Consider the following 24,683-nt stretch of genomic DNA (forward strand, 5'->3'; position numbering starts at 1 on the left):
CATAAACATAATAATTAATGAAGAAAGCATCCGTATTAATTTTACTGGTATTATCCCTTTTTAGTTGTAATTCAAACTCAAAAACCACCAGTTCTAGTAATTCAAAAGATCAAGAAATTGCTCAAAAAGTTGAAGCGCTTCTAGCTCAAATGACATTAGATGAAAAAATTGCAGAAATGACACAGGACGCTCCAGCCAATGAGCGATTGGGCATTCCTGTTATGAAATACGGAGAAGCATTACATGGCTTATGGTTGGTGCTTGATTATTATGGTAATACAACCGTTTATCCGCAAGCAGTAGCTTGTGCTTCAACTTGGGAACCTGAACTCATTAAAAAAATGGCATCCCAGACAGCGTTGGAGGCACGCGCTTTGGGTATTACACATTGTTACTCTCCTAACTTAGATGTTTACGCAGGTGATGCGCGTTACGGGCGTGTTGAAGAATCTTATGGTGAAGATCCCTATTTGGTGTCGAGAATGGGCGTGGCATTTATTCAAGGGTTACAAGGTATGGGCAATGAGCAATTTGATGAAAATCATGTGATTGCAACGGCTAAACATTTTGTGGGATATCCAGAAAACCGCCGTGGTATCAATGGGGGGTTTAGCGACATGTCCGAACGTCGTTTGCGTGAGGTGTATCTTCCGTCGTTCGAGGCCGCAATAAAGGAAGCTCAGGTAGGTTCTGTTATGCCAGGACATCAAGATTTTAATGGAATACCTTGTCATATGAACACGTGGTTGTTAAAGGATATTTTAAGAGATGAGCTAGGTTTTGATGGTTTTATCGTGTCAGATAATAATGATGTTGGAAGATTAGAAACCATGCATTTTATTGCTGAAACCAGGACTAAAGCAGCTATCCTGGGCTTAAAAGCGGGTGTAGATATGGATTTGGTTATAGGGAAAAACGAAAAGTTAGCAACCTATCACGCTAATGTTTTGAAGGATACCGTGATGCAGGATCCTTCATTAATGAAATATATAGACAAAGCCGTATCACGTAACTTGACCGCAAAATATAAATTAGGTTTGTTTGATTCCGAACCAAAAGACATTGATCCAGAAACCGCAAACGCTGGTCGTGATGAACATCGTGAGTTTGCACTAGAGATGGCTGAAAAATCGATAATCATGTTAAAAAATGATAACAATCTTTTACCTCTGGATGTATCAAAAATAAAATCACTAGCAGTTATTGGTCCCAATGCGCATGAAGAAAGACCTAAAAAGAAAACCTATGAGCTATTAGGAGGATATTCTGGATTACCACCCTATTACGTGTCTGTTTTAGATGGTCTAAAAAAGAAAGTGGGCGAAAATGTTCAAATAAATTACGCCAAAGGGTGTGATATAGATAGTTTTTCAAAAGACGGATTTCCAGCGGCTGTTGCAGCAGCAAAACAATCGGATGCTGTTGTTTTAGTGGTGGGGAGTTCTCATAAAACCTGTGGTGAGGGTGGCGATCGTTCTGATTTAGATTTGTATGGCGTTCAAAATGAATTAGTAGAAGCCATTCATAAAACAGGAAAACCTGTGATAGTGGTTTTGATTAATGGTCGCCCGTTGAGTATAAACTACATCGCCGAAAATATACCATCTGTACTTGAAACATGGTATGGTGGTATGCATGCTGGTGATGCTGTTGCAAATGTTCTTTTTGGCGATGTTAACCCCGGTGGTAAACTAACCATGTCATTTCCACGCTCTGTTGGGCAGGTACCCGTTACGTATTTGGAGCGTCCAGACTTTATAGGTTCTGGAAAAGGAAAGTATCGTTTTAGTGATAAATCCCCATTATTCCCCTTTGGCTATGGATTAAGTTACACCACTTTTGAAATATCTGAACCAAAGCTTCAAGATAATAGTATTGTTCCAGATGGAATTACAACGGTTTCTGTTGAGGTCACAAATACGGGAGACAGAGAAGGTGATGAGGTTGTACAATTGTATGTTAGAGATGATTTTGCCTCGGTAGGCCGATACTTAAAACTATTGAAAGGTTTTGAACGCATTAGCCTAAAGCCTGGAGAAACCAAAACCGTTCGTTTTAATCTTGGATTTGATGAGTTGAATGTATTAAATCAGGACATGGTGAAAGTAGTAGAACCTGGAACCTTTACCATTTCCGTAGGTTCTTCATCTCGTAGTCAAGATTTAAAAACTATAACTTTGACTGTCAAATAGTTTCGTGGAAATGTTACACTCATGCCGCATATTTATTATTCTGTCTTTATCGGTTCTTGTAATAAGTTCAGTGCAAGGACAAGATTATAATTTGGATGAAATAATTTTTAAGAAGGAGATTATCATTGTTGACTATACAGGAATTTCCTTAGATGATCAACATCCTGTGGCTTTTGGTAAAAGGTTATTTTTTAATGCCTTAGAAGAAAAAGGTGGCAAAGTAGAATGTGTTACGCAATGGAGGCAAAGCAATCAAAAAGTAAATATTGTATTAGGTACTTTGCATAATATTGAAATTATGGGATTGGTCTCAAACGAAGTTTCTGGGATACCTGTTAGACCCGAAGGCGTTTTTTACCAATGGCAGAAAACCGAAAGCGGAACGGTGCTAGTAGTTGGGGGTACCGATGCCAAAGGACTCATGTATGCACTCAATGAACTAGCAGAACGTATTAAGTCACATGGTCTTGTCGCCCTCTCAGAAGTTGAAAATACCGTTGAGTATCCTGAAAATAATGTAAGGGGGCTGGATAAATTTGTAACAGACCAGAATGATGATAATTGGTTTTTTTCAGATGATTATTGGCAATACTATTTAACAAGTTTAGCCACTAATAGGTTTAACAGACTTACATTGATAACGGGTTATAATGATGGCAAACAACAGGATTTTATGATACCTGTTTATCCATATCTTTTTGATATCCCAGGATTTGAAAATGTGTCATTACGAGAAAATCTAGAAAGAACGCCTCAAGAATATTTAAATCAACTCAAACACATAGGGCAACTATGCCATAGCTTCGGTCTGGATTTTGTATTTGGTATTTGGGGGCATGGCAGAAGTGATGAACTAATTTTAGGACTGCCAGAAGATGCCATGGAATATACCAATTATTGCGCTAGGGGCATGTATGAATTATTAAGAAAAATCCCCGAAATAGATGGTATTCAACTCAGGGTAAATTACGAATCTGGTGTTGGAGGTTTTGGAAATACGGCCGATAATTTTTGGAAAGAGATTATCAAAGCAATTGTAAAAAGTAATGTAGAAGGTGGAGATGTTTTTTTAGATATCAGGGCAAAAGGTTTAACTGACACTATAAGAGAATTCATAGAGAGTACGAATTTAGACTTTAGTGTAACCAGCAAATATAGTTGGGAGGGAGTAGGCTTGCCTTATCACCCTACTGAAATGAGATTTGGAGAATTATCCATGTTAAACAATGTAGATAAGCGGCAACGCTATGGATATGCCGATTTTTTGAAATATTCTCGAAAGTATGATTTTATTTATAGACTTTGGGGTATAGGTACCATGCGTATGTTTACTTGGGCAGATCCAGACTATGCCCGCCGTTTTTCTTTTTCATCCAGTTTTGGAAATGCCAAAGGGTTTCAGGTAACACCGCCTATGTCAAGAAAACAAAATACATGGCCTTTATTTCAAGACCAAAAAAGGGTGTATTATCAATGGGAAGACGAACGCTATTGGGCATGGTATTTAATGTTTGGAAGGTTGGGGTACTCAACATCAACAAATCCAAATGTTTGGGAACGGGAATTCAAAGTGCATTATGGTAGTGCCTACAGAGATGTTTTAAAGGCTTATGAAGCTGCTAGCAAGATACTGCCATTAATTACATCATCACACCTTACATTTCATCCTGCCAATTATAATTGGGCAGAAATAGAGAGTGGTGGTGCACTTTTTGTGGAGCATAATGCAAATCCGTATTACATAGAAAAAAAGCGAACCTATCAATCTACCGAACCCGGAGACCCTGGAATTTTTTATGGCATTGAAGTCTATGTAGAAGATATTTTAGATAAGCAAGTTAAGCCTAAAATTAATCCAAGGCAATTATCGCAACGGTATGCCGATTTATCCAAAAAAGCCCTAGAGGCACTAAGTAAAGTTAATAAGGAAGAGGTGCCTGAAAATCATATGAATGAATATGTAACCAACGAAATGGACATTAAAATCCTATCAAACCTTGGTTTTTATCATTCTTATAAAATTAAGGCGGCAACAGATTTTGTTTTCTTTAAGAAAACAAACAATAAAGCTTATTTGAAGTCTTGTCTCAGCAATATTAAAATGGCAAAGGAGTATTGGGTTAAAATGCTAAGTTTATTAGATAAGCTATATTTTGAAAAACCACGTTTTTTACATGATAATGGCACATGGAAAGATCGACTGGTAGAAATTGAAAAAGATATAGAGAAAGTTGAAAACCTTATAGGAGAATCAAACGTTAAGCTTATCAGCCATTGGGATAATTCAGATTGGGTAGATATTGAAAGACCGAGTTTTGAAGCTTTGGTTCCAGAGCATTTCAATATTGAGAAGAAATTAGAAGTGGTACTTAAGACAGATAAGCCTTTTGAAAGTTCAAAGGAGAATCCAAAAATACATTATAGATCTGCGAATATGGCTTATGGTAAATTTAAGGAATTAGCCATGGATAGAGATGGGAAAAATTATAAAGCTATTATACCGTTTGATGATATTGATCCTGATTATGATTTATTAGTGTATTTTTCATTCATGTCAAAAAACAAAAACGTTGTAATGTTCCCAGGCTTGCTTGATGGTAATAACGAGCTTCCATACTTCATAATAAAAAATAGTAACCATTAAATTAAAATGGTCATTTAAGCGATATTCAATACATGAATTTTAAAAAATAAGCATCTTAAAAAAAGCATATGAAATTAAATAATCATCGAGCTACAACGCTTAGATTTTTTTCAATATTAATAATTGCTGCCATCACTTTGTTTGGATTATGTTCATTTAAATTTTTTGGGCAAAAAGACATTATAAACACTAAGGAAAAAGGTTTTAAGGCTATTTTTAATGGAAAAAACTTAGAAGGTTGGGAAGGTGATTTAACTTATTGGCGAGTTGAAAATGGTTCTTTGGTTGGTGAGGTTACACCAGAAACACTTTTAAAACAGAATTCCTTTATTATTTACATGAAAGAACAACCTGAAGATTTCGAATTAAAGCTAGAGTATCGTATTAGCGAATTGGGTAATAGTGGTATTAATTATAGGAGTGAGATGATGGAAGGAAAGCCCTTTGCCCTTAGAGGTTATCAATGTGATATTGATGGTAAAAACAGATTTACAGGGCAGAACTACGAAGAAAAAAAGCGTACTACTTTGGCTTATATGGGCGAAAAAGTAACCATTCCACAAATGCCAGACTCCATTTCCAAAACAAACTTACGAAAAAACGTAACCAAGAATTGTTGGCAAACAAGGCAAGTAACAGATACAATAAAAACCAAATCCCAATTAAAATCTCACATTAAATCAAATGACTGGAATAAGGTGTATTTAAGGGTAAAAGAAAATAGAATGCAGCATTATGTAAATGGTGTGTTAATGAGTGAGGTTACAGATTCAGATGTTGTAAACCGAACCAGTAAAGGTTACATTGGCGTTCAAGTGCATGTCGGACCACCGATGAAAGTTGAATATAGAAATATGATGTTAAAAATATTAAGATGATTATTTTAAATATACCCTATGAGACGGTTCAAACAACTAATGATAACCCTTTCTAGATTTGACTTTAACAGCAAAAAAAGAGTATATTTAAAATTCCATGTAAACAGATTTAGTTCGGATAAATCTTAATTTTTTAAATAACTTTTTACGTATTTGCTATATTTACTAGGAATCTTATCAATCGATTTAATCTTAATATCTTTATAAAAAGCCTCTGCTGCTTCCGATTGAATTTGGATGCGTCCTTTAACCAAAGGCACGATCTTATCATCTAAATTTTTATGGCGCGAATTAAATAAAGCATTTACCACTTTGCCATTTACAATGTGTAAGCTTGTACCTTCAAAGCAAATTAATTCTAAAGTATTCCATTCCCCATGCGGATTCTCGTTATCAAGACCTTTGTTACAATGCGCAGGGAACTTTTTATCTGCGCTAGAGAAGGTATGAAGTTTGCCATTAATCTCATAATCAAATTCTTTTTGGCCTTCTTTTTTTACGGATGGAATATCCATTAGCGTGCCTGCTAGCGCATAGTAATCTCCCATATCGCCTTCTTGAACTTGAAATTCCTGCGACTGCATCCAAACATTCCAAAAGGCTCCATGTGGCCCTGTACAGTGGTATAAAATGCCATTATCTTTTTCACGCAATAATCTTGGTTCCCAAATCTTTTCTCCCCATTTAAATTGTAATTTTAAATGATAGTTTCCATATTCTTTTTTAGAGGTTAATGCACCATATATTTCACCAGAAATATGGAGTACTTGTTCATTTTCAATAGTTTCAAAATTAAAAACTTTTTTAGGGTCGTTATTCAATCCTAATGGTTTGGCATTTTTACCGTCACTTTGTGGGTCAACACCCTCCAGATTTTTCACAGAGGCATGTGGAGCGCCTATAAATACATCCCAATTTTCATAGGGCTTGTCATCAATTAAATTTTTCCATTTTTTAGAAAGTATTGGTTCTTCTTTCAAGCCAGAAGCCCATTGTATGGCCCCTTCAATGTGTTTATAATATCTGGAATCTTCATAAATTTCAGGAGTATGCCCCAAGCCCGTATAAAAAACACGACCACCGTCAAAAATATGGTACCAACTTATGGGGTGATTATCGGTGTTCATTTTCTTCCCTTCATACGAAGTTTCGTCTAAGGTGGCTAGCACGGATACATGGCGTCCCACAGGTTTTATAAAATTATACCATTCATCCTTGAAAACTTCAGTAGTATTCAGGTGATTTGTAGCGGGGTGATGGCATTCAGTATGAATATTAAGGGTAGCTTTTTGCACTTTAGGGTGGTCTTTAAAAGTGGCTCCTATCATTTCTGTAAACCAATCCCATTCTTTCTCAGTATCAGAAGCAGCATGAATACCTACAAAACCATTACCTCTTGCAAAATAATTTTGTAAAGCAACTTTTTGGTCATTGGAAAAAATATTTCCCGAAGTGTTGAGGAATACTAGTACATGATATTTGGAAAGGTTGCTAATGTTGAAGTCATTAGCATCTTCAGAGAATACCACATTCCATTTGTTTTTTGAGGCCATGTTATTCAAAAACTCAATACCTGTTGGAATCGATTTGTGCCTGAATGCTTGTGTTTTTGAAAATACTAGTATATTTAAATTTGTTTCTTGTGTAAATACTATACTTGTATATAAAAATATGATTATTAAAGTAAGGGAAAGTTTGTTGTTCATGTTTATGATTATTCTTTGCGTTTATTTTCTGGGTTTTCAATTAAGTAGTTTAAAAGTATTTTTTTTACTTCTTCCATACTACTTTGTTTTAATCCATTGTTTACATTTGCCCCTGTTATCCAATAAAGCACCATGCCCGCATCGGAGCAATCCCATTTTCCTTTTTGGAATGTAACAACATCATCAATTTCTGCTATGTTACCAATGGTCCAAATAAGTCTCATGCGAGGATCTTTGTGGTCTTTTGCCCAATCCCACTCTCCATGATTTAATTTTAAGTTAATGTTTTGATCGGGTATCCGAACCTCCTCAATCCCGAAATCCAATATGTGTTGCCATGAATAAAAATCGCCAGCATTATCGTTGGCAGGGTGATGGGTAACTACTTTTACAAACTTGTGTTTTTCCTTAGGTGTTTTTTGTAAGGCCATTCCAATAATATCGGGTTCTCCGGCTTCAATGATCCAAAGTGGGTCTTCCTTAGTTGAAGCATTGATAGCCCAACATAAATCATTAATAGTTTCTTCTTTCTGCCATAGTGCGTCATAAAATGTTAGGTGTTCAAAACCGCCCCAACGGCGCGCTGTCATATCGCATGCTATTTGCATTAAATGGTGGCGTTCCTTTTCAGCTTGTTCAGAAATGCGATCGTCTCTAACTAAATCACAACTATGCGAATAATGTACCAGTCTATCCTCTAAACCACTAGCTCTTAAAAGCGCGATGCTTACTGCAGTTCCCCCTAAATCATCAGGATCCGGCGAATTTCCATCGGCAACTACGGCGATTCGGCCCTTAGGAGGATTAATATTTTGAGAATATGTAATATAATTTATGGTAAGTAAAACTATTAGAAACAAAGAACTCTTAATCATTTTTTTGGTTTTAATTTTTTAAAATTATTTAATTTAGTTAGCGGTATAAGTAGAGGGAGCATCTTGAATGTCATTACCTTTTCCAACTGGTGCAAATATAATACCTGCCCATCTGGCGCGAGTCCACTCATGGCCATCGGTACCAACGTTCGCATGAACCGTAATTTTATCCCCTTTTTTTACTGTTATTTCAGGCCAAAGGGCACTAAACCTTTTGCCCTCCTCGAAAAGTTTATCGGTTTTTGGGGTGGCATAACTTCCTATTTCTTTATCGTTTATAAATACTTTAAACGTTGAGTTTCCATCATTTTCGCCAACCCCAACAAAAACAATATCATATTTACCACTGTTAAAATTAAAGACGGTAGAGGTGCTAGCTTCTTTAAATTCTTTGGGGTTTATAGCCAACCAATTCTTTCCGTTTTTATAAAAGTTAGTCCCGTCAACTGCAAACTCTTGGGCGTGAATAAATATATTTTCGGGTAAAGAACTTGAAATTTTATTAAAATATGATTTTTGTGGTTTAGGTGTGTCACATTCAGGAAATGGTGGGGGTAATAGGCCTTCAACCACAATGGTTTTTGGCCCTTTTTCCACTGGAACATAGTGTATGTCTTGGGTTAAAATAAATTTGTCAAACTCAAAGCCATCTTCTCTCATACTAAATTCGATAGTATGAATCCCGGCGTTTTCAATATCTAAAAAAATAGCATGGGGTATACCGCAATGCACTTCTTTGGTACGTTGTTTACTGGCCCAAGTCCAATGGCCTTTACCATCGCACCATTGCATTCTTTGTCCACTTTCTGGCCATTCACCGTCAAGGCCAACATGAATACCATTGTCTTCTCCACCAGTGCTGAAAGCTCGAACCCAAACGTAATAACGCCCTGGGGTATCGATATTGACCTTGTAACTTATAACCCCTATTTCACCAGGTTGTTCCGAAAAATTTTCACTACGAATTAATTTATCCGAGTGTGTTACTCGTGTATCAGGCAGAATTTCTAGGTAAGCATTATTACTGGCGCCAATACAATGGGTGTTATCATCATCTCTACCTACGTTGGGTGTTTCATTTCTTGAGACTCTGTACCATTGTCGCACGTCCGTTTTTGTTTGTTTGTAGAAATACTCTGCTTCTACAGCTATTAAACCATGTGTTTCCTCAAAAATGATTGTTTCGTTTATAATGGGATTATTCGCATTTACCGTTTGGGCTAGTGTCTTTAAATAACCAGAGCACATAAGTATATTGAGTAAAATTAAGAATTCAAATTTTGTTTTCATACATAAAAATTTAGCTAACCATAAACTTACTAGCTAGTATTTAAAGTATTAACCTGTGCTGTCCTGTAAAAAGGATATTAATTGCAGATGTTTTTATTTAATTTTTAAAATTCACTTGAAACCATGATAGTACAGGATAATGTTTTTAATTTCCTAACTTAATTTTATGACATTAATTAATTAAAACTAAATAATTATGAAAAAAACTACTTTAAAAGGGGCTATTTTACTACTGGTTTTAGTATTTATAGTTCAAAATTTCTCTTTTGCGCAAGGGGCTGTTCAGCAGGCAAACACAGTTCGTGACGGCCAAACATATCGTATTAGAAACATGGCAACGGGCAATTACTTAGGTTACGATGATGTTATTGGTAAGTACGCCCCGGTCGCTTTTAATGCAGCCGATGTAAACCAAGTTCATAGGTTTATGACAAATACTACTGCGGTTCCTGGTTTTACTTATTACACTATAGATATGGGAGGGCCTGATGAGTCAAGAGGTATTATGAGAATCGCTGGTGCAGGGGCTAGTTTTCAAGTATTTTCTACTACAGTGGCTTGGGATGCCTCCTCTGGTCAAAGTGATAAAGTGCAGAACGTATGGGAATTAGGTTCTGATGTAATTTTAATTCAATCAAAAACAGCTGATTCATATTTAACTGAAATGGATCAGGCATTTTTTGATGCTAATGGTTTTTGGTATCAAGGACCAAGTATTATTGATCCAAGTGATTTGAGACAGCAATGGAAATTAGAGCCTGGTACCATAACATTAAGTACAGAGGCGTTTGATACAAGTTCCATTTTTGTGTCTAACCCTGTTAAAAATGAATTGAGTATTAAAGGTCTTACACCGAATGTTAAGGAAGTTTCAGTATATTCATTACTTGGTCAAAAAGTATTAACCAAAGAAGTAGAGGGCAATTCATCTCTTACTGTTGATGTTAGTCGTTTAACAAGTGGTTTGTATCTTGTTGAAATGAAAGGCGAAAGAGGTTCATTTACTAAAAAGATTGTAAAAGAATAAAAGATACTAATCTTATCTTGAATTTAAATTTTAAAAAAATCATTCTATCTTTTACTTTAGATAGAATGATTTTTTTAATTAAAAAACACTTTATTATGCAAAGACTCGCATTTAAAATGAAATTAAATAAGGGACAAAAAGAAGCCTATAAAGCCAGACATAACCAATTGTGGCCCGAATTAAAAAAATTGCTAAAGGATCATGGTGTAAGCGAGTATTCTATTTTTTTAGATGAAGAAACCAGTACCTTATTTGCCTTTCAGAAAGTAACGGGAGCAGGTGGCTCACAAGATTTAGCACATAATCCTATTGTAAAAAAGTGGTGGGATTTTATGGCAGATATTATGGAAGTAAACCCAGATAATTCACCAGTTTCAATACCACTTGAAGAAGTTTTTTATTTGGAATAACATTATAATGGAAGAATAGTAAGTTGTTATTATGACACAGTATAGTACAGGATACCTAGAGGGGAAGTTTTGATTAATTTCACTTTTACAAAAATTAATTGCTAAAAAAAAAATAATGAATATCATTTACATAAAGGATGCATCTTTAAAGTTAGTTCTTTTAATAGTCGTTTTATTTCTGTTTGGCTGGACTGCCATGTCTCAAGTTGTTTTTGAGAGTGAAGTTAAAATTACCGATTTTGGTTTGCATTTTGATGGAACACAAAAAACGTCTGGAACAACCAATACGACGGAAAATTCACCTTACGATTATTATTTTGGAAACCAAATTTCAGCTCATGGAGATTGTATAACCTCTTATAATCAGTATGTATTCATGACTTGGTACAAAGGTGGAAAAGGTGTTCGTAACGTCATGCTTACCCGTTTAAATACTACTACTGGAACCATGGCAACCATCGAGTTTCCACACAGGCATACGGGTTACCAAAACCAATGGTGGATTGGAGAATCTCACAATACCATTGCTGTAGGGATTAGTCCGTTAGATGGTACAATTCATTTATTGTATGATATGCATGCTTATAGTGCATCAAGGCCTTCAAATGGTAGTTTATCAAACGATTATTTTAGATATTCTTACTCCATAGCAAATGCAGCGGCACTGCCAGATGCCGATTTTACTCTAGATAAATTTGTCCAAAGTGGAAATGGAGATTACAAACATTTAAGAATGCCCGGTAGCGCGCCACAATCTGAATTTGTTGGTCTTACTTATCCGAAATTTTTCTTGAATGATGCTGGGGAACTTTTCATGAATATGCGAGAGGGTGGCAACAACAACGGTGCTTATAAGTATTGCAAATATAATGCTGATACTGGTACGTGGTCTAATTTTATAAATTTCAATACCTTAAATGCAAAAAACCAGCCAGGGATAACCTATAATTGGGGTTTATACGGAAACTTTAAATATGTAAATGGAAAAATAAGAATTGGTTTTCAGCGCAGATCATCAAATAATTCGGATAAATATCAATATCAAAATGGGGTTTATTATGCTTATTCTGATAATCAGGATGGTAATGGTGGTTGGAAAAATCATCAAGGTCAAAGTTTTTCATTACCCCTTTATGATGCCGATTTTATTAAAGTTATGGAACCAGGAGATTATGTGCAAGGAACAAATACAAATTCCATAAGTATCGTTAGTGGTTTTGATTGGACCGTTACTGATAAAGGTGATGTTCATATTATTAGTAGAGTAAGAGATAACCAGTTTAACGTTACCAAATATTTACACACCTATAAACCGGCTGGTGCAACCGATTTTATTACAACGGAAGCATTTTCTGGGGCAGAAGAAATTTATACAGCTGGGAACGATGTTTTTATAATTGGATTAACTGGTGGGCGCGTTTTCGTTGAAAAGGCAGAAGGTGGTACCAATAACTTTACAAGAGTGTATCAAGCAACAGGGGGTAGAACGTTTAGTCATGGGCAGGTTTATATTGCGAATGGCAAGTTGTATTACTACTTAATGGAAAATGCTTCAGGTAATGCACGGCCTTTGTATTTACAAACTATAGATTTGGATATTGTGACCAAAGACCCAACGGCATCAAATAATTTTACCATCCAAGCTGTGGGCGAAACCTGTGCAAATAAAAATAATGGAAAGCTTATAATAAATGGAGAGGCGTCGCATGATTACACTACTACAATTAATGGGGTAGAATATAATTTCAATGAAGATACAATTATAGAAGACCTAACCCCAGGTACATATGAATTTTGTATTGAGGTAGTTGGAAAGAACTTCAGTCATTGTTATGAGGTAACCATAGAAAGTGGTGTAAATTTAACTGGGAAAATACAAGTATCTAAAAAAACAGCAAGTATTTCTGTTAATTCTGGTACAGCACCTTATAGTGTAATAAAAAATGGAACAGAATTATTTCAAACTTACCAAACAAATTTTTCAGTAGCTATAAATCATGGAGATGAAATCATGGTAAAGAGCAAAGAAGCTTGCCAAGGTCTTATGTCAAAAACCATCAATTTACTTGAAGATATAAAAGCTTATCCAAACCCATCAGATGGTATATTTGAGTTATACATTCCTACTGGAATAGAGACCATAGATTTTGAGGTTTATAATATCCATTCACAATTAATTACCATAAATACCAATAAGGTTAACGACGGAAAAGTTCGAATAGACATAGCAGATAAGCCTAAGGGTATCTATTTTGTTAAATTAAATTCAGAAAAACCGGTTTTTATAAAATTAATAAAGAAGTAAAATGAAAAAGACATATTTATATTTAGTTATTCTCTTAAGTGTTTTTTTGTCCTGTAGCGGCGGGGGAGATGGTGATCCAGGTTCAGGTCCTGATCCAGAGCCTGTGAACACAGCACCCACTGTACCTGTGCAGATTTATCCATTAAGTAATACGCTATGCATTGATAATAATGTGGTTTTTCAATGGAACGCTTCCGCAGATACTGAAGGTAATCCCATAACTTATAAAGTAGAAGTATCAGAGAGTAGTAATTTTTCAACCCTGTCTCATGACCTTAGTAGCTCCTCAACTTCTAGAGTTATTATTTTAGAAAAAGGGAAATCCTATTATTGGCGTTTAAAAGCTCGAGACAGTAAGGGAGCAGAAAGTGCATATTCCTCTGCGTTACAATTTTTGACGGAAGGAAATGGGGTTTCTAATCATTTGCCATTTGCACCAGAATTAGTATCGCCAGCATTGAATTCTGAAATTGATGGTTCTAGTACCACACTCAGTTGGACAGCTAGCGATGTGGATAATGATACGTTAAGCTATGATGTGTATTTAGATACCAATAGCAGCCCAACCACAAAAGTATCGGAAGGCCAATCAGGAACCAGTTTTGAAGCGACAGGTTTAACCGCAGCATCTACTTATTATTTCAAAGTTATTGTAAAAGATGGTAACGGAGGTGTTACTATTGGGCAAGTTTGGAGTTTTACTACGAAATAATAAAGTTGATGTTTAGAATTTTGGAAATTAATAGGAGGTGTGTGTCCTTGTTTTTCAAGATTACTTTTTTTAAACAAATAATTTATTCTTTAGTTTTTTTAATAGGGTCTGCCATGTATGCCCAAAATATAGAAGCACCTTCCTGGGTAGATTTTGCTTCTAAAAAGTTAACAGGCAATTTGTCGGAAGCTACATTAAATGATTTCTCCTATACAGGCTACCATTTTTCAGAAAAAGAATTACCGGATGTTTCTGCTTGGAATACCATAAACGTAACCGATTATGGTGCCATTCCAGATGATATTGGTTATGATGATGCGGCTATCCAAGCCACCATAAATGCTGCGGAAGCTAGTGGCGTGCCAACTGTGGTTTATTTTCCTGCTGGTAGATATGTGGTGTCTAGTGAAGCCACCAAGAACATACCCATAGTTATTTCAAAAAGCTACATAGTCCTACAAGGAGCAGGTACGGGCGCTGGCGGTACAGAAATATATTCAGATAAATTTGGAGACCAGCAGTTTCCTTATCGTTTCCAATTTGAACCAAGCGATGTTACATCGAACGATATTACAAATGTTACTTCTGAAATAAAAAGAGGTGATTTTGAAGTGCAAGTTTCCAGTACCAGTGGTTTAACCGTTGGTCAATCTGTAGATTTATATCAAAGAAACCCAGACAACCTAGCAGCTAATATGCCTGGGCTATCTTATAATCCTTTATGGACTCCTATTATTAACAATGGTATTCGTCCTTACGAAAAACATATTATCAGCGCTATAAATGGAAATAAAGTAACCTTTAAAAACCCTGTGCAACTAAATATGCCCATTCATAATAGTACTGTGCTTAGAACACATAATACTATTGAAGAGGTAGGAGTAGAAGGTATCTTATTTACAAGCGGATGGAAAAGCTACCCAGAAGATATGAAGCATCATGCCAATGATATTGTAGACTATGCTTGGAGAGCTGTTCAATTTGAAAATGTTAAAAATGGTTGGATTAGAGACTGCCAATTTAGAGACTGGAATGAAGTAATAGAAATTGAAAAAAGTATCGCTATAACCTTAAAGGATATCAAAATATATGGAAAAAAGGGGCACACCGGTTATTATTCAAGATATAGCTATGGTGTGTTGTTTGAGAATTGTGAGGATAGTTGTGATCAAGGGCTTAGTTTAGATTCTGTAAAAGGTATGGTGCATGGACCTGGTATGCGTTGGAGTACAACAAGTAGTGTGTTTATTAATTGCACCATGGCTAAGCACCAATCTATTGATTGCCATGGGTATCATCCTTACGGAAACCTGTTAGATAATGTTTCTGGAGGAACGGTAAGAGGTAATGGTGGTGCCGAAAATGCTTACCCAAATAGTGGGCCCTACCTAACATTTTGGAATTTTAAACACGATTCCAACTATTCAAATAAAATATTTGATTTTTGGGATTATATAAACAGAAAGACACACACGTATGCTTATCCCCTTTTTGTGGGCTTTCAAGATGGACCAGGAGAAACCATCACGTTTATTAATGTAGGTTTGGATGAACTTAGAGGAGAACAGGTTTACCCTAGTTCTTTATTTGATGCGCAGTTGCAGTTACGTTTATATGGCGGTTATATGTCGGCATCCTCATCCAAAATCAATGCAGAGGCTAAATTGGCAAATGATAATGATGACGCCACGTATTGGGAGTCTGAAAATGCAGGAACTGGAGAATGGCTTTTGTTAGATTTAGGTATCAATAAAACGGTTAAAGGAATCACTGTAAAAGAAGCCTCAACAAGAATTAAGGACTGGACATTGGATTATTGGGATGGTAGTCAGTGGACAGAACTTATTGCTGCTTCTGAAATCGGTACTGAAAAGACAGTTAATTTTGATCTGATTACAGCTCGTAAACTCCGTTTAAATATTGTCAATATGTTAGCCGGCCAAGAATCTACTTCGGCTTCTATTTCTTCTTTCAAAATCATACCTGGACCGCTAGAACTACCTGTGAATAGCTTCAATATTGAAACCGTTGGCGAAACCTGTATAGACAAGCAAAATGGTAAGGTAGTTATAACTGCCAATGCAACCCTTAACTATATAGCTACTTTAAATGGAGAAACGTATAATTTTACAGATACCAGTACCATTGAAAATCTATCACCAGGTACCTATGATTTATGTATTACTGTAGATGGAGAAGATTTTGAGCAGTGTTACCAAATAACGATAGAAGGTGGAGTAAGTTTAACAGGCAAGATAGAATTGGTTAAGAAATCGGCTCAAGTTTCAGTAGAAAAGGGATTGGCACCGTATAAGGTTTACAAAAACGGTAAGCAAGTGTTGGAGACCTATCAATCTAATTTCAATTTAGAGGTTGCCCATGGAGACAACATTGAGGTAACGAGTAAGGATGCTTGCCAAGGTAAAATATCTAAAACCATAAGCCTTTTAGATGCCATAAAGGCCTATCCAAACCCATCAGCGGGTATTTTCGAAATTTTTGTGCCCAATGATTTGAAGCTGGTGGATGTGGAGGTTTATAATATTCACTCTCAGTTAATGGTCTCAAAAAGGTATCCACTTAATTCTGAAAAACTGGTATTAAATATTGAGGATAAGCCTAATGGGATTTATTTTGCTAGATTAAATCTAGAAAATCCCGTATTTATAAAATTAATAAAATATACCGTGAAATAATTCTTTTTAATATCTTGGTAATAAGCTTAAGCATAAGTTCTAAGATTATAAATTAAAGAGATAAGAAAAGAAGTTTTTTATTTTATCACTTTAACTAGTTTGGTCATATCTTGCAATAGTGAAGGTAATTATCAAGTGGTAGTTCAGCCCGTTAAATAGGGCTTACTATATCTTTAATAAATTATAATCTCAAACAATATAGTGTGTTTACAATATTTTGTTTTTTAATATTTGACTTCATTAATTGAAAATTCAAATTCAATAACCTACAGGGGGAAGTGTTTGAGAATATTAATTTTTTCAACCTAAATCAAGATTATAGGGGTTAATTAGCTTTAATAAGGCTAAAAGTTGATAGTCGCTATGGAACAGTGATTGCATACTCTATTAATTGAATTCCACTAGAAGAGGGAGTTTTTGGCCTTGGTTATTAATTTAATTATTAAATTTGAAATGATGTCAAATACAAATAAATCAAAGCCTGTGACGAATTTAAAAGTTTCAAGGAGGGTCTTCATCAAAAATACAGCGCTTTTGGTTGGTGGTATTAGCATTGTACCTCGACATGTATTAGGTCAAGGGTTTATAGCCCCAAGTGATAAGATAAATTTAGGGTTTATTGGTTTAGGTAAGCAAGGTGGGATTTTAGCAAATTTTTTCATTTCAAATACAGAGGTTCAAATTGTAGCCGGAGCTGAAGTTTGGAGTTCTAAACAAGATTGGTTTAAAGACACCGTTGAAAATTTTTATGCCGAAAAAAGAAATATAAATAACTATAGAGGCGTAAAAACCTATACCGATTATCAAGATTTAATAGCAAGAAAAGATATTGATGCAGTAGTAATTGCAACACCAGATCATTGGCATGCCATACAATCTATAGATGCCATGAATTCAGGAAAAGATGTGTATTGCGAAAAACCATTAACCAATACCATACACGAAGGAAGGCAAATGGTAAAAGCAGTTGAAAAAAATAAAAGTGTCTTACAAGTTGGAAGTATGCAACGCTCTTGGGGAAATTTCATAAAAGCTAAAGATATTGTAAGGAGTGGGCGTTTAGGAAAAATAAAAAAAGTGATTGTTAATGTTGGCGACCCTGCCAAACCTTATGATCTTCCTACTGAAACGTTACCGAAAGGAATTGATTGGAATTTATGGTGTGGGCCCGCACCTTTAATTGGATATAATGGTCTTATAGCTCCTGAAATTGTAAAATCATATCCACAGTGGCGCGACTATAAAGAGACTGCTGGGGGTATTCTTTCTGACTGGGGTGCGCATATGTTTGATATTGTTCAATGGTGTTTAGATATGGATAGAACAGGGCCTATCACTTACATACCACCTGAAGACCCTAATGCAGTTAGAGGATTAAAAATGTTTTATGAAAATGGTGTTGAAATGGTGCATGAAGATTTTAATCGTGGTTGGGGCGTTCGTTTTATAGGCGAATATGGATCCATGGATGTAAGTCGAAAATATCTCGAAACGACACCTTCAAATATTATGGACCCAATGAATTTGAATTTAGAAATGCTGTTTAAAGATAAAGGAAATCATTATCAAGATTGGATATCTGCAATTAAATCAAGAAAGCAACCCATTTGCGATGTAGAAATTGGACACAGATCAGCAAGTATCTGTAATATAGCAAACATTGCTTATGAGTTAAACGAAACCTTATCTTGGAATCCTGAAAAAGAAAAGTTCAAAAACAATCGGTTAGCTAATAAAATGCGAAAACGTAAGCCAAGAAAATTTAATTAATATTCCTAAAAAAATATAAAAACCAAAAGAATTAGATTATCTGGTTTTTATATTATGGTATCTAATAATTTCTTTTAATATCCCATATACATGATACTTTAAAAGAATTTCATCTTATTTTTTTATATAATATAAACTGAGATTAATATTTTAATTCCAGTATAGAGCAGGATGAATATTTTTCTCAATTTAATAGATTTAGGAGGTCATAATTCTAAAACAAATAAATTGAGAAAAAACATTTACAAAACTACTGTTTTACTCTGCCTATTGCAATGTCTGCTGTTTTTTTCCTGTAAAAAAAAGGAAAGCATTGTAAATGTTGTGACATTATCAAAGGCACATCAAGTAACATTTGCACTGCAGGATGTTGAATTAGCTCTGGGTTCGCTCTATAGACTCTTGGATCCGGAATTTGCAGATAAGGCAGAAATTGTTTTATCTATAAAAGAATTGGATACATTAAAACCTGAAGGTTTTAAAATAGATACTACCAATAATAGAATACAAGTTATTGGCTATGACGAAGCTGGGTTAATGTATGGTACCTTAGAACTAGCTGAACAAATAAAACTTTACGGACTTGATAATGTCAAGTCGGTGGTTCAAAATCCATATTTAGAAATGCGTGGGCCCAAATTTAATATCCCATTAGATGTACGTACGCCAAGTTATTCAGATGTGTCCGATGCAGCACAACACAATTTGCCGCATATGTGGGATTTGAATTTTTGGAAAAATTATATTGATACCATGGCGCGGTATCGATACAATTATATTTCCTTATGGAGTTTGCACCCTTTTCCATCTTTAGTGAAAGTGCCAGGTTATGAAGATGTGGCATTAGATGATGTGCAACGTTCTACAACAAATTGGAACGAACATTACAATCTCATGGCTATTGGTTTCGATGCTCCTGAAATAATTGAAAATGTTGAAGTTTTAAAAAATATTAACATTGAAGAAAAAATTGAATTCTGGAAAAGCGTCATGGCTTATGGTAAAAGTAGAAATATCGATTTCCATATCATTACTTGGAATATTTTTGATTATGGAACCCAAGGTAAGTATGGTATAACAGATAAGATTGATAACGAAATTACGAAAGACTATTTCAGAAAAAGTATCAAACAATTATTTGTAACATACCCAGATTTAAAGGGAATAGGAGTTACCACAGGCGAAAATATGCACGGTGCTAAGGCCGAAGAAAAGGAAAATTGGGCTTATGAAACTTATGCTAAAGGCATTTTAGATGCAGCCAAAGAAATGCCCGATAGGCATTTTACTTTTATACACAGGCAACACCAAACTGGTGCCAAAAAAATTGCTGAAAAATTTAAAGAAGTAGTTGATGCGCCAAATGTTGAATTTCTTTATTGTTTTAAATATGCCAAGGCTCATGTATACAGTGCTACAGAACAACCATATCATGAAAATGATAATTTTATAGAAGATATTCAAGGCATGAAAACCATCTGGGGTTTAAGAAACGACGACACGTTTTATTTTAGATGGGGTGCACCAGATTTTACTAGAGAATTTATAAAAAACCTACCTTATGATGTGGCTAAAGGCATTTATTTTGGTTCTGACCAGTGGATTTGGGGTCGCGATTTTCTAACAAAAAACCCGGAAACGCCCAAACAAATTGAAGTAGAAAAACATTGGTATCAATGGTTATTATGGGGAAGATTAAGTTTCGATCCTTATATATCAAATGAACGCTTTGAAGATATCTTGCGAAGTCGGTTTCCTGATGCAGATGCTCATAAATTATTTTCTGCATGGCAAAATGCTTCTATGGTATTCCCAATAACTACAGGATTTCATTGGGGTAGTCTTGATTTTCAATGGTATATTGAAGGTTGTAAAAGTCGTCCTGAATTTGCACAAAATCTAACGGGTTTTCATGACGTTAATCGTTTTATAAATTTAGGTGTGCACCCTAAATCAGGAAACCAATCTATTCCAGACTATGTAAAAATGGTTTCTGAAGGAAATACAACTACTTTAAAAACACCACTTGAAGTAGCGGAAAATCTTCAAAAAATTTCAGAAAGTGCCTTAAAAGATTTGGAAGATATTCACGATATTAATAACAAGGAACTAAAATTCACCTTAAACGATATTAAAACGGTCTCATTTTTAGGGAAGTATTATGCCCATAAAATTGAAGGTGCTACCTACTTAGCATGGTTTAGGGATTCCAAGAACAAGGAACATCAAGAATTGGCAGTAAAAGCGTTGGAAAGGGCTTTGGGGTTTTGGAACCGATACGTTAATCAAGCCATGCTCCAAAATCATAATCCTCTTTGGACAAATCGTGTGGGGATAGTGGATTGGAAACAAATCACCGAATGGGTAAAACAAGATATTGAAATTGCAAAAAACTAATTTAAAATTATGAAAAACATAATTATTAACACATTTGTGCTTATGCTAATAGTGTCAGCATCAGCATGCGTAAATAAAGAAAAAAATACTAAATCCGAAAACAAAGAAGACATAAATATAACTCAAAATCATTCGGATGTATTTTACCACTATTCCATATGGTGGGCATTTGTAAATAAGGTTTTTGAAGGCGATATTACGGCAGGCGAACTTAAAACAAAAGGTGATATGGCGCTTGGTTCCTACAATTTATTGGATGGGGAATTAATAATGCTAGACGGGAAATTGTATCAAGCGAAGGAAGATGGCGAAGTATTGGAGCCTAACGATTCTCTAAAAGTAGTGTATGCTAATGCTGCTTTTTTTGATGTCGATGGAAGTTTTAAAATTCAGAAGGCAGAAAACTATGATACTTTGAGGGCGAGAATAAATGAACAATTACCCTCAAAGAATTTCTTTTATGGCTTTAAGATAAAAGGCCATTTTAAATACATGAAATGTGGTGGTTTAAACAAGCAAACCCCTCCTTTTCAAGAGGGTTTGGATGTGCTAATTCCAAACAGACCTATTTTTGAACGTGAAAATTTTTCAGGGACTATGGTAGGTTTTTATTGTCCAGAATTTATTGGTAACATTAATGTTGCTGGTTTTCATTTCCATTTTGTATCAGAGGATGAAACTTTTGCAGGTCATGTTATGGAGTTTGAGGCTGAAAATTTAACTGTAGAATACGATAAAATGCACGAGTATCAATTCGTTTTACCTCAAACCGAAGCTTACGATAACGTAGGTTTCGATAAAGAATTTCAGTATAAGAAAAAATAAAATGAGCTGAACAAAATCAGTATGTTTTAAGTTAAGATTTTCCAATAATTTAAAAGGAAAACCTAGAAAATTTAAGCTATAAGAAATAATTAATAGAATCAAGACACATCAGGATAGTTTTATGCTTTGAAATTTAGACATTGCTAGTTTAATGGTTTAAACTAAATTTTGATGCATTTAAGAACTAGTTTCCTGAAAGTTTTGAGTATTTCCTCATTTATTTTAACATTAGCATGCTCTCAGCAAATAATACAAAAACCAGCATCACTGACTATTTCCGAAGGTTTTAAAAATCCTATGGGGTTTTATGACGATAAACCAACCTTTTCATGGCAATTACCTCTTTCAGATAATATTAAATCTCAGAATGCCTATCAAATTGTGGTAGCATCCTCAGGTGAATTATTGCCTAATAATCCAGATTTATGGGATTCCAGAAAACAAGAAACTTCGCAATCCACTTTTGTAGAATATCAAGGAACTGAATTGCAATCGCGCCAAAAAGCATATTGGCAAGTGCGTTATTGGAATCAAGATGGTCATGTTTCAGAATGGAGCGACATTAATTTTTTTGAATTAGGTTTACTGAATAATTCGGATTGGAAAGCAAAATGGACAGGGTTAGATACTTCAAAAGATAGTATTAAAGGCGTTCGAAAGTTTTTAATGCACAGACCACAATACTTAAGAAAGGAGTTTGAACTGTCTTCTGAAGTAGCATCAGCGAGATTATACATTACAGCAAAAGGTGTTTTTGATGTGCATTTAAATGGAAATGATGTGAGTGATGATGTGATGCCTCCAGGTTGGACACCCTATAACCACCGCATTGAGACGCTAACTTATGATGTTAGTGGCTTATTGGAATCAGGAAAAAATGTTTTGGCTGTTGAATTAGCTTCGGGTTGGTATTCGGGCAGAATTAGTAGGGGCAATGCACTTTATGAAAATTTTGTGTCACCAAAAATACTATGCCAGTTAGAAATTACTTTGAAAGATGGTTCTAAACAAATCATTCTTTCTGATGAAACTTGGAAAGGAACAACCAATGGCCCTATTCGATTGGCGAATATTTATGATGGCGAAGTGTATGATGCCAATTTAGAAATGTCGAATTGGTCAACTACAAATTATGACGATGCTTCTTGGGTAAATGTGGAAACCGAAGCTATTTCAGATGCTGTTAAATTAGAACCCAAACGTCATAATTCAGTAAAGAATAAAACAATTGTAGATGATGTGGAGATTGTTTCAGTAAAAGATGATACAGTTATCTTTAATTTGCAACAGAATATAGTAGGCGTGCCAAAAGTAAAAGTTCCAATGAGAAAGGGCGATACTTTAAAAATTCGCTTTTCTGAAATGTTGTTGAATGATGGTACGTTTTATACAAAAAATTATCGTTCAGCACATTCTACCGATTATTATATTGCTACCAAAGATGGTGTTATAGAATACATACCAAAGTTTACCTTTCATGGTTTTCAATTTTTAGAATTAAGCGGTTATGATAAAAATGCTAACCCTCAAGCAAGTTGGGTGCAAGGTTTAGCACAATATTCTAATTTTGATCAAAACGGAACCTTTACTTCATCCCATGAAAAATTAAACCAATTACAAAGTAATATTACTTGGGGTTTGCGAGATAATTTTTTTGATATCCCTACAGACTGCCCACAACGCGATGAGCGCCTGGGTTGGACAGGTGATGCCCAAGTTATTAGTCCAACAGCGATGTTTAATTATGATATGTATGCTTTTTGGTCGGCATGGTTACAAAGTATGCGCGAAACACAATCGGAACACGAAAATGGTTTAGTGCCTTTTGTTATTCCGGATGTGCTGCAAAACAACAATGCCAGTTCTGGTTGGGGCGATGCCTGTGTTATTATTCCCTGGGATTTATATCACCTTACAGGAGATAAGAACGTACTCTATGAAAATTACGAAATGGGAAAGAAATGGGTAGGATATTATCAGTCAAAGGCCAAAAATTTTATACCAAACATGCACTCTTTTGCAGATTGGTTGCAACCTTTTCCAACGAAAGAAGGAAAAGAGGGCAATAAAGGTGATACGCCTAGAGATTTAATTAATACCGCTTATTTTGGGTATTCGGCACATTTAATATCTAAAATTGCAGGTGTTTTAGGTAAAGAAGAAGATGAAAAAAAATTCAAAGATTTGTATAAAGCTGTTGCTGACGCTTTTGAAAATGAATTTTTTGATGAACATGGAAAGCTAAAAACCGAGGACGAAACGCAAACAAGCTATTTACTTGCTATCTATTTTGATTTACTAAAACCTGAAACCAAGAAAAAAGCGCAGCAACATTTATTGGCAACCATTAAAAAGGCAGACAATCACTTAGGAACAGGCTTTTTAGGAACCCCAATTTTACCAAAGGTTTTAGATGATATGGGAGAAATAGATTTGATGTATAAAATTCTATTTAAAGAAACCTATCCATCTTGGTTTTATTCTATTAATAATGGGGCTACCACGATGTGGGAGCGTTGGAATAGCTATAGTCAAGCAGAGGGCTATAATCCACAGCCTATGAATAGCTTAAATCACTATGCTTATGGTGCTATTGGACAATGGATGTACGAACGAATAGCAGGTTTAGCATCTTTAGAGCCAGGATACAAGAAAATAAAAATTGCACCCATAGCAAATACCGAGTTTTTAACATCGGCTTCTGCAAGTGTAAAATCACCCTATGGCGAAGCATCTTCATTATGGAAAATAGAAAATAACACCTTTACTTTATATGTTATTATTCCGCCAAATACAACTGCAGAAATTCATATTCCAAATGCCACTCAAAATAATTTACTTGTAAACGGAAACGATTTCATGGAAACTTCAAATTTAAAATTAATAAGTTCTAATAAAAATGTAGTTAAACTTTTAGCAGAACCAGGAACCTATAACTTTCAAACTAAACTTTAAA

15 protein-coding genes are annotated in these 24,683 nt (G+C 35.1%); 12 read left to right on the forward strand and 3 right to left on the reverse strand.

Features of this window, described 5'->3' with window-relative positions; all coding sequences use genetic code 11:
* Window positions 1-17 precede the first annotated feature (17 nt).
* The 3 genes from ABD963_RS11760 (at window position 18) to ABD963_RS11770 (ending at window position 5,714) form a co-directional block, all read left to right on the forward strand.
* Window positions 18-2,192, forward strand: a complete 2,175-nt coding sequence (locus tag ABD963_RS11760) for a beta-xylosidase (protein WP_345277175.1) — start codon at window positions 18-20, stop codon at window positions 2,190-2,192.
* Between the two features lie 4 nt (window positions 2,193-2,196).
* Entirely contained in the window at window positions 2,197-4,836 is a 2,640-nt protein-coding gene (locus tag ABD963_RS11765; RefSeq protein WP_345277176.1) for a hypothetical protein, read from the forward strand.
* 68 nt (window positions 4,837-4,904) lie between these two features.
* Entirely contained in the window at window positions 4,905-5,714 is an 810-nt protein-coding gene (locus tag ABD963_RS11770; protein WP_345277177.1) for a 3-keto-disaccharide hydrolase, read from the forward strand.
* A gap of 125 nt (window positions 5,715-5,839) precedes the next feature.
* Here ABD963_RS11770 and ABD963_RS11775 read toward each other — a convergent pair whose 3' ends face one another.
* From ABD963_RS11775 to ABD963_RS11785, 3 genes are read right to left on the reverse strand one after another with little or no spacing between them, the layout of a single operon-like run.
* A complete protein-coding gene (locus tag ABD963_RS11775; protein ID WP_345277178.1) occupies window positions 5,840-7,420 on the reverse strand; it encodes a ThuA domain-containing protein in 1,581 nt (526 codons plus the stop codon).
* 8 nt (window positions 7,421-7,428) lie between these two features.
* Window positions 7,429-8,295, reverse strand: a complete 867-nt coding sequence (locus ABD963_RS11780) for a hypothetical protein (RefSeq protein ID WP_345277179.1) — start codon at window positions 8,293-8,295, stop codon at window positions 7,429-7,431.
* Window positions 8,296-8,328: 33 nt separating this feature from the next.
* Window positions 8,329-9,585, reverse strand: coding sequence for a hypothetical protein (locus ABD963_RS11785; RefSeq protein WP_345277180.1), 1,257 nt, complete (start codon window positions 9,583-9,585; stop codon window positions 8,329-8,331).
* 196 nt (window positions 9,586-9,781) lie between these two features.
* Between ABD963_RS11785 and ABD963_RS11790 the strand changes: the two genes are divergently transcribed.
* The 9 genes from ABD963_RS11790 (at window position 9,782) to ABD963_RS11830 (ending at window position 24,682) form a co-directional block, all read left to right on the forward strand.
* Window positions 9,782-10,612, forward strand: coding sequence for a T9SS type A sorting domain-containing protein (locus ABD963_RS11790; protein ID WP_345277181.1), 831 nt, complete (start codon window positions 9,782-9,784; stop codon window positions 10,610-10,612).
* 95 nt (window positions 10,613-10,707) lie between these two features.
* Window positions 10,708-11,022: an L-rhamnose mutarotase gene (rhaM, locus tag ABD963_RS11795; RefSeq protein WP_345277182.1), complete on the forward strand. Its 315-nt coding sequence runs from the start codon at window positions 10,708-10,710 to the stop codon at window positions 11,020-11,022.
* A gap of 115 nt (window positions 11,023-11,137) precedes the next feature.
* A complete protein-coding gene (locus ABD963_RS11800; protein WP_345277183.1) occupies window positions 11,138-13,327 on the forward strand; it encodes a T9SS type A sorting domain-containing protein in 2,190 nt (729 codons plus the stop codon).
* A 1-nt stretch (window position 13,328) separates the two neighbouring features.
* Window positions 13,329-14,039, forward strand: a complete 711-nt coding sequence (locus ABD963_RS11805; protein ID WP_345277184.1) for a fibronectin type III domain-containing protein — start codon at window positions 13,329-13,331, stop codon at window positions 14,037-14,039.
* An 8-nt stretch (window positions 14,040-14,047) separates the two neighbouring features.
* Entirely contained in the window at window positions 14,048-16,735 is a 2,688-nt protein-coding gene (locus tag ABD963_RS11810) for a DUF4955 domain-containing protein (protein WP_345277185.1), read from the forward strand.
* A gap of 453 nt (window positions 16,736-17,188) precedes the next feature.
* The gene (locus ABD963_RS11815; RefSeq protein ID WP_345277186.1) at window positions 17,189-18,505 is read left to right on the forward strand and encodes a Gfo/Idh/MocA family protein; all 1,317 of its coding nucleotides are present in this window, start codon (window positions 17,189-17,191) and stop codon (window positions 18,503-18,505) included.
* 324 nt (window positions 18,506-18,829) lie between these two features.
* Window positions 18,830-20,902 carry a beta-N-acetylhexosaminidase family protein gene (locus tag ABD963_RS11820; RefSeq protein ID WP_345277187.1) on the forward strand — a complete coding sequence of 691 codons (2,073 nt, stop codon included), beginning with the start codon at window positions 18,830-18,832 and terminating at the stop codon, window positions 20,900-20,902.
* Between the two features lie 9 nt (window positions 20,903-20,911).
* Window positions 20,912-21,727, forward strand: coding sequence for an acetolactate decarboxylase (gene budA, locus ABD963_RS11825; RefSeq protein ID WP_345277188.1), 816 nt, complete (start codon window positions 20,912-20,914; stop codon window positions 21,725-21,727).
* Window positions 21,728-21,898: 171 nt separating this feature from the next.
* Window positions 21,899-24,682 carry a family 78 glycoside hydrolase catalytic domain gene (locus ABD963_RS11830; RefSeq protein ID WP_345277189.1) on the forward strand — a complete coding sequence of 928 codons (2,784 nt, stop codon included), beginning with the start codon at window positions 21,899-21,901 and terminating at the stop codon, window positions 24,680-24,682.
* Window position 24,683: the final 1 nt, after the last annotated feature.

Origin of the sequence: Litoribaculum gwangyangense (assembly GCF_039543505.1) — a bacterium.
In the GTDB taxonomy this organism is placed as follows: domain Bacteria; phylum Bacteroidota; class Bacteroidia; order Flavobacteriales; family Flavobacteriaceae; genus Litoribaculum; species Litoribaculum gwangyangense.

Bases quoted from the DNA above. Each gene is read 5' to 3' on its own strand.
- ABD963_RS11830 (WP_345277189.1), top strand. From the start codon at position 21,899: ATGCATTTAAGAACTAGTTTCCTGAAAGTTTTGAGTATTTCCTCATTT.
- rhaM (WP_345277182.1), top strand. From the start codon at position 10,708: ATGCAAAGACTCGCATTTAAAATGAAATTAAATAAGGGACAAAAAGAA.
- ABD963_RS11800 (WP_345277183.1), top strand. From the start codon at position 11,138: ATGAATATCATTTACATAAAGGATGCATCTTTAAAGTTAGTTCTTTTA.
- ABD963_RS11790 (WP_345277181.1), top strand. From the start codon at position 9,782: ATGAAAAAAACTACTTTAAAAGGGGCTATTTTACTACTGGTTTTAGTA.
- ABD963_RS11770 (WP_345277177.1), top strand. From the start codon at position 4,905: ATGAAATTAAATAATCATCGAGCTACAACGCTTAGATTTTTTTCAATA.
- ABD963_RS11805 (WP_345277184.1), top strand. From the start codon at position 13,329: ATGAAAAAGACATATTTATATTTAGTTATTCTCTTAAGTGTTTTTTTG.
- ABD963_RS11815 (WP_345277186.1), top strand. From the start codon at position 17,189: ATGATGTCAAATACAAATAAATCAAAGCCTGTGACGAATTTAAAAGTT.
- ABD963_RS11785 (WP_345277180.1), bottom strand. From the start codon at position 9,585: ATGAAAACAAAATTTGAATTCTTAATTTTACTCAATATACTTATGTGC.
- ABD963_RS11775 (WP_345277178.1), bottom strand. From the start codon at position 7,420: ATGAACAACAAACTTTCCCTTACTTTAATAATCATATTTTTATATACA.
- ABD963_RS11810 (WP_345277185.1), top strand. From the start codon at position 14,048: ATGTTTAGAATTTTGGAAATTAATAGGAGGTGTGTGTCCTTGTTTTTC.
- budA (WP_345277188.1), top strand. From the start codon at position 20,912: ATGAAAAACATAATTATTAACACATTTGTGCTTATGCTAATAGTGTCA.
- ABD963_RS11760 (WP_345277175.1), top strand. From the start codon at position 18: ATGAAGAAAGCATCCGTATTAATTTTACTGGTATTATCCCTTTTTAGT.
- ABD963_RS11780 (WP_345277179.1), bottom strand. From the start codon at position 8,295: ATGATTAAGAGTTCTTTGTTTCTAATAGTTTTACTTACCATAAATTAT.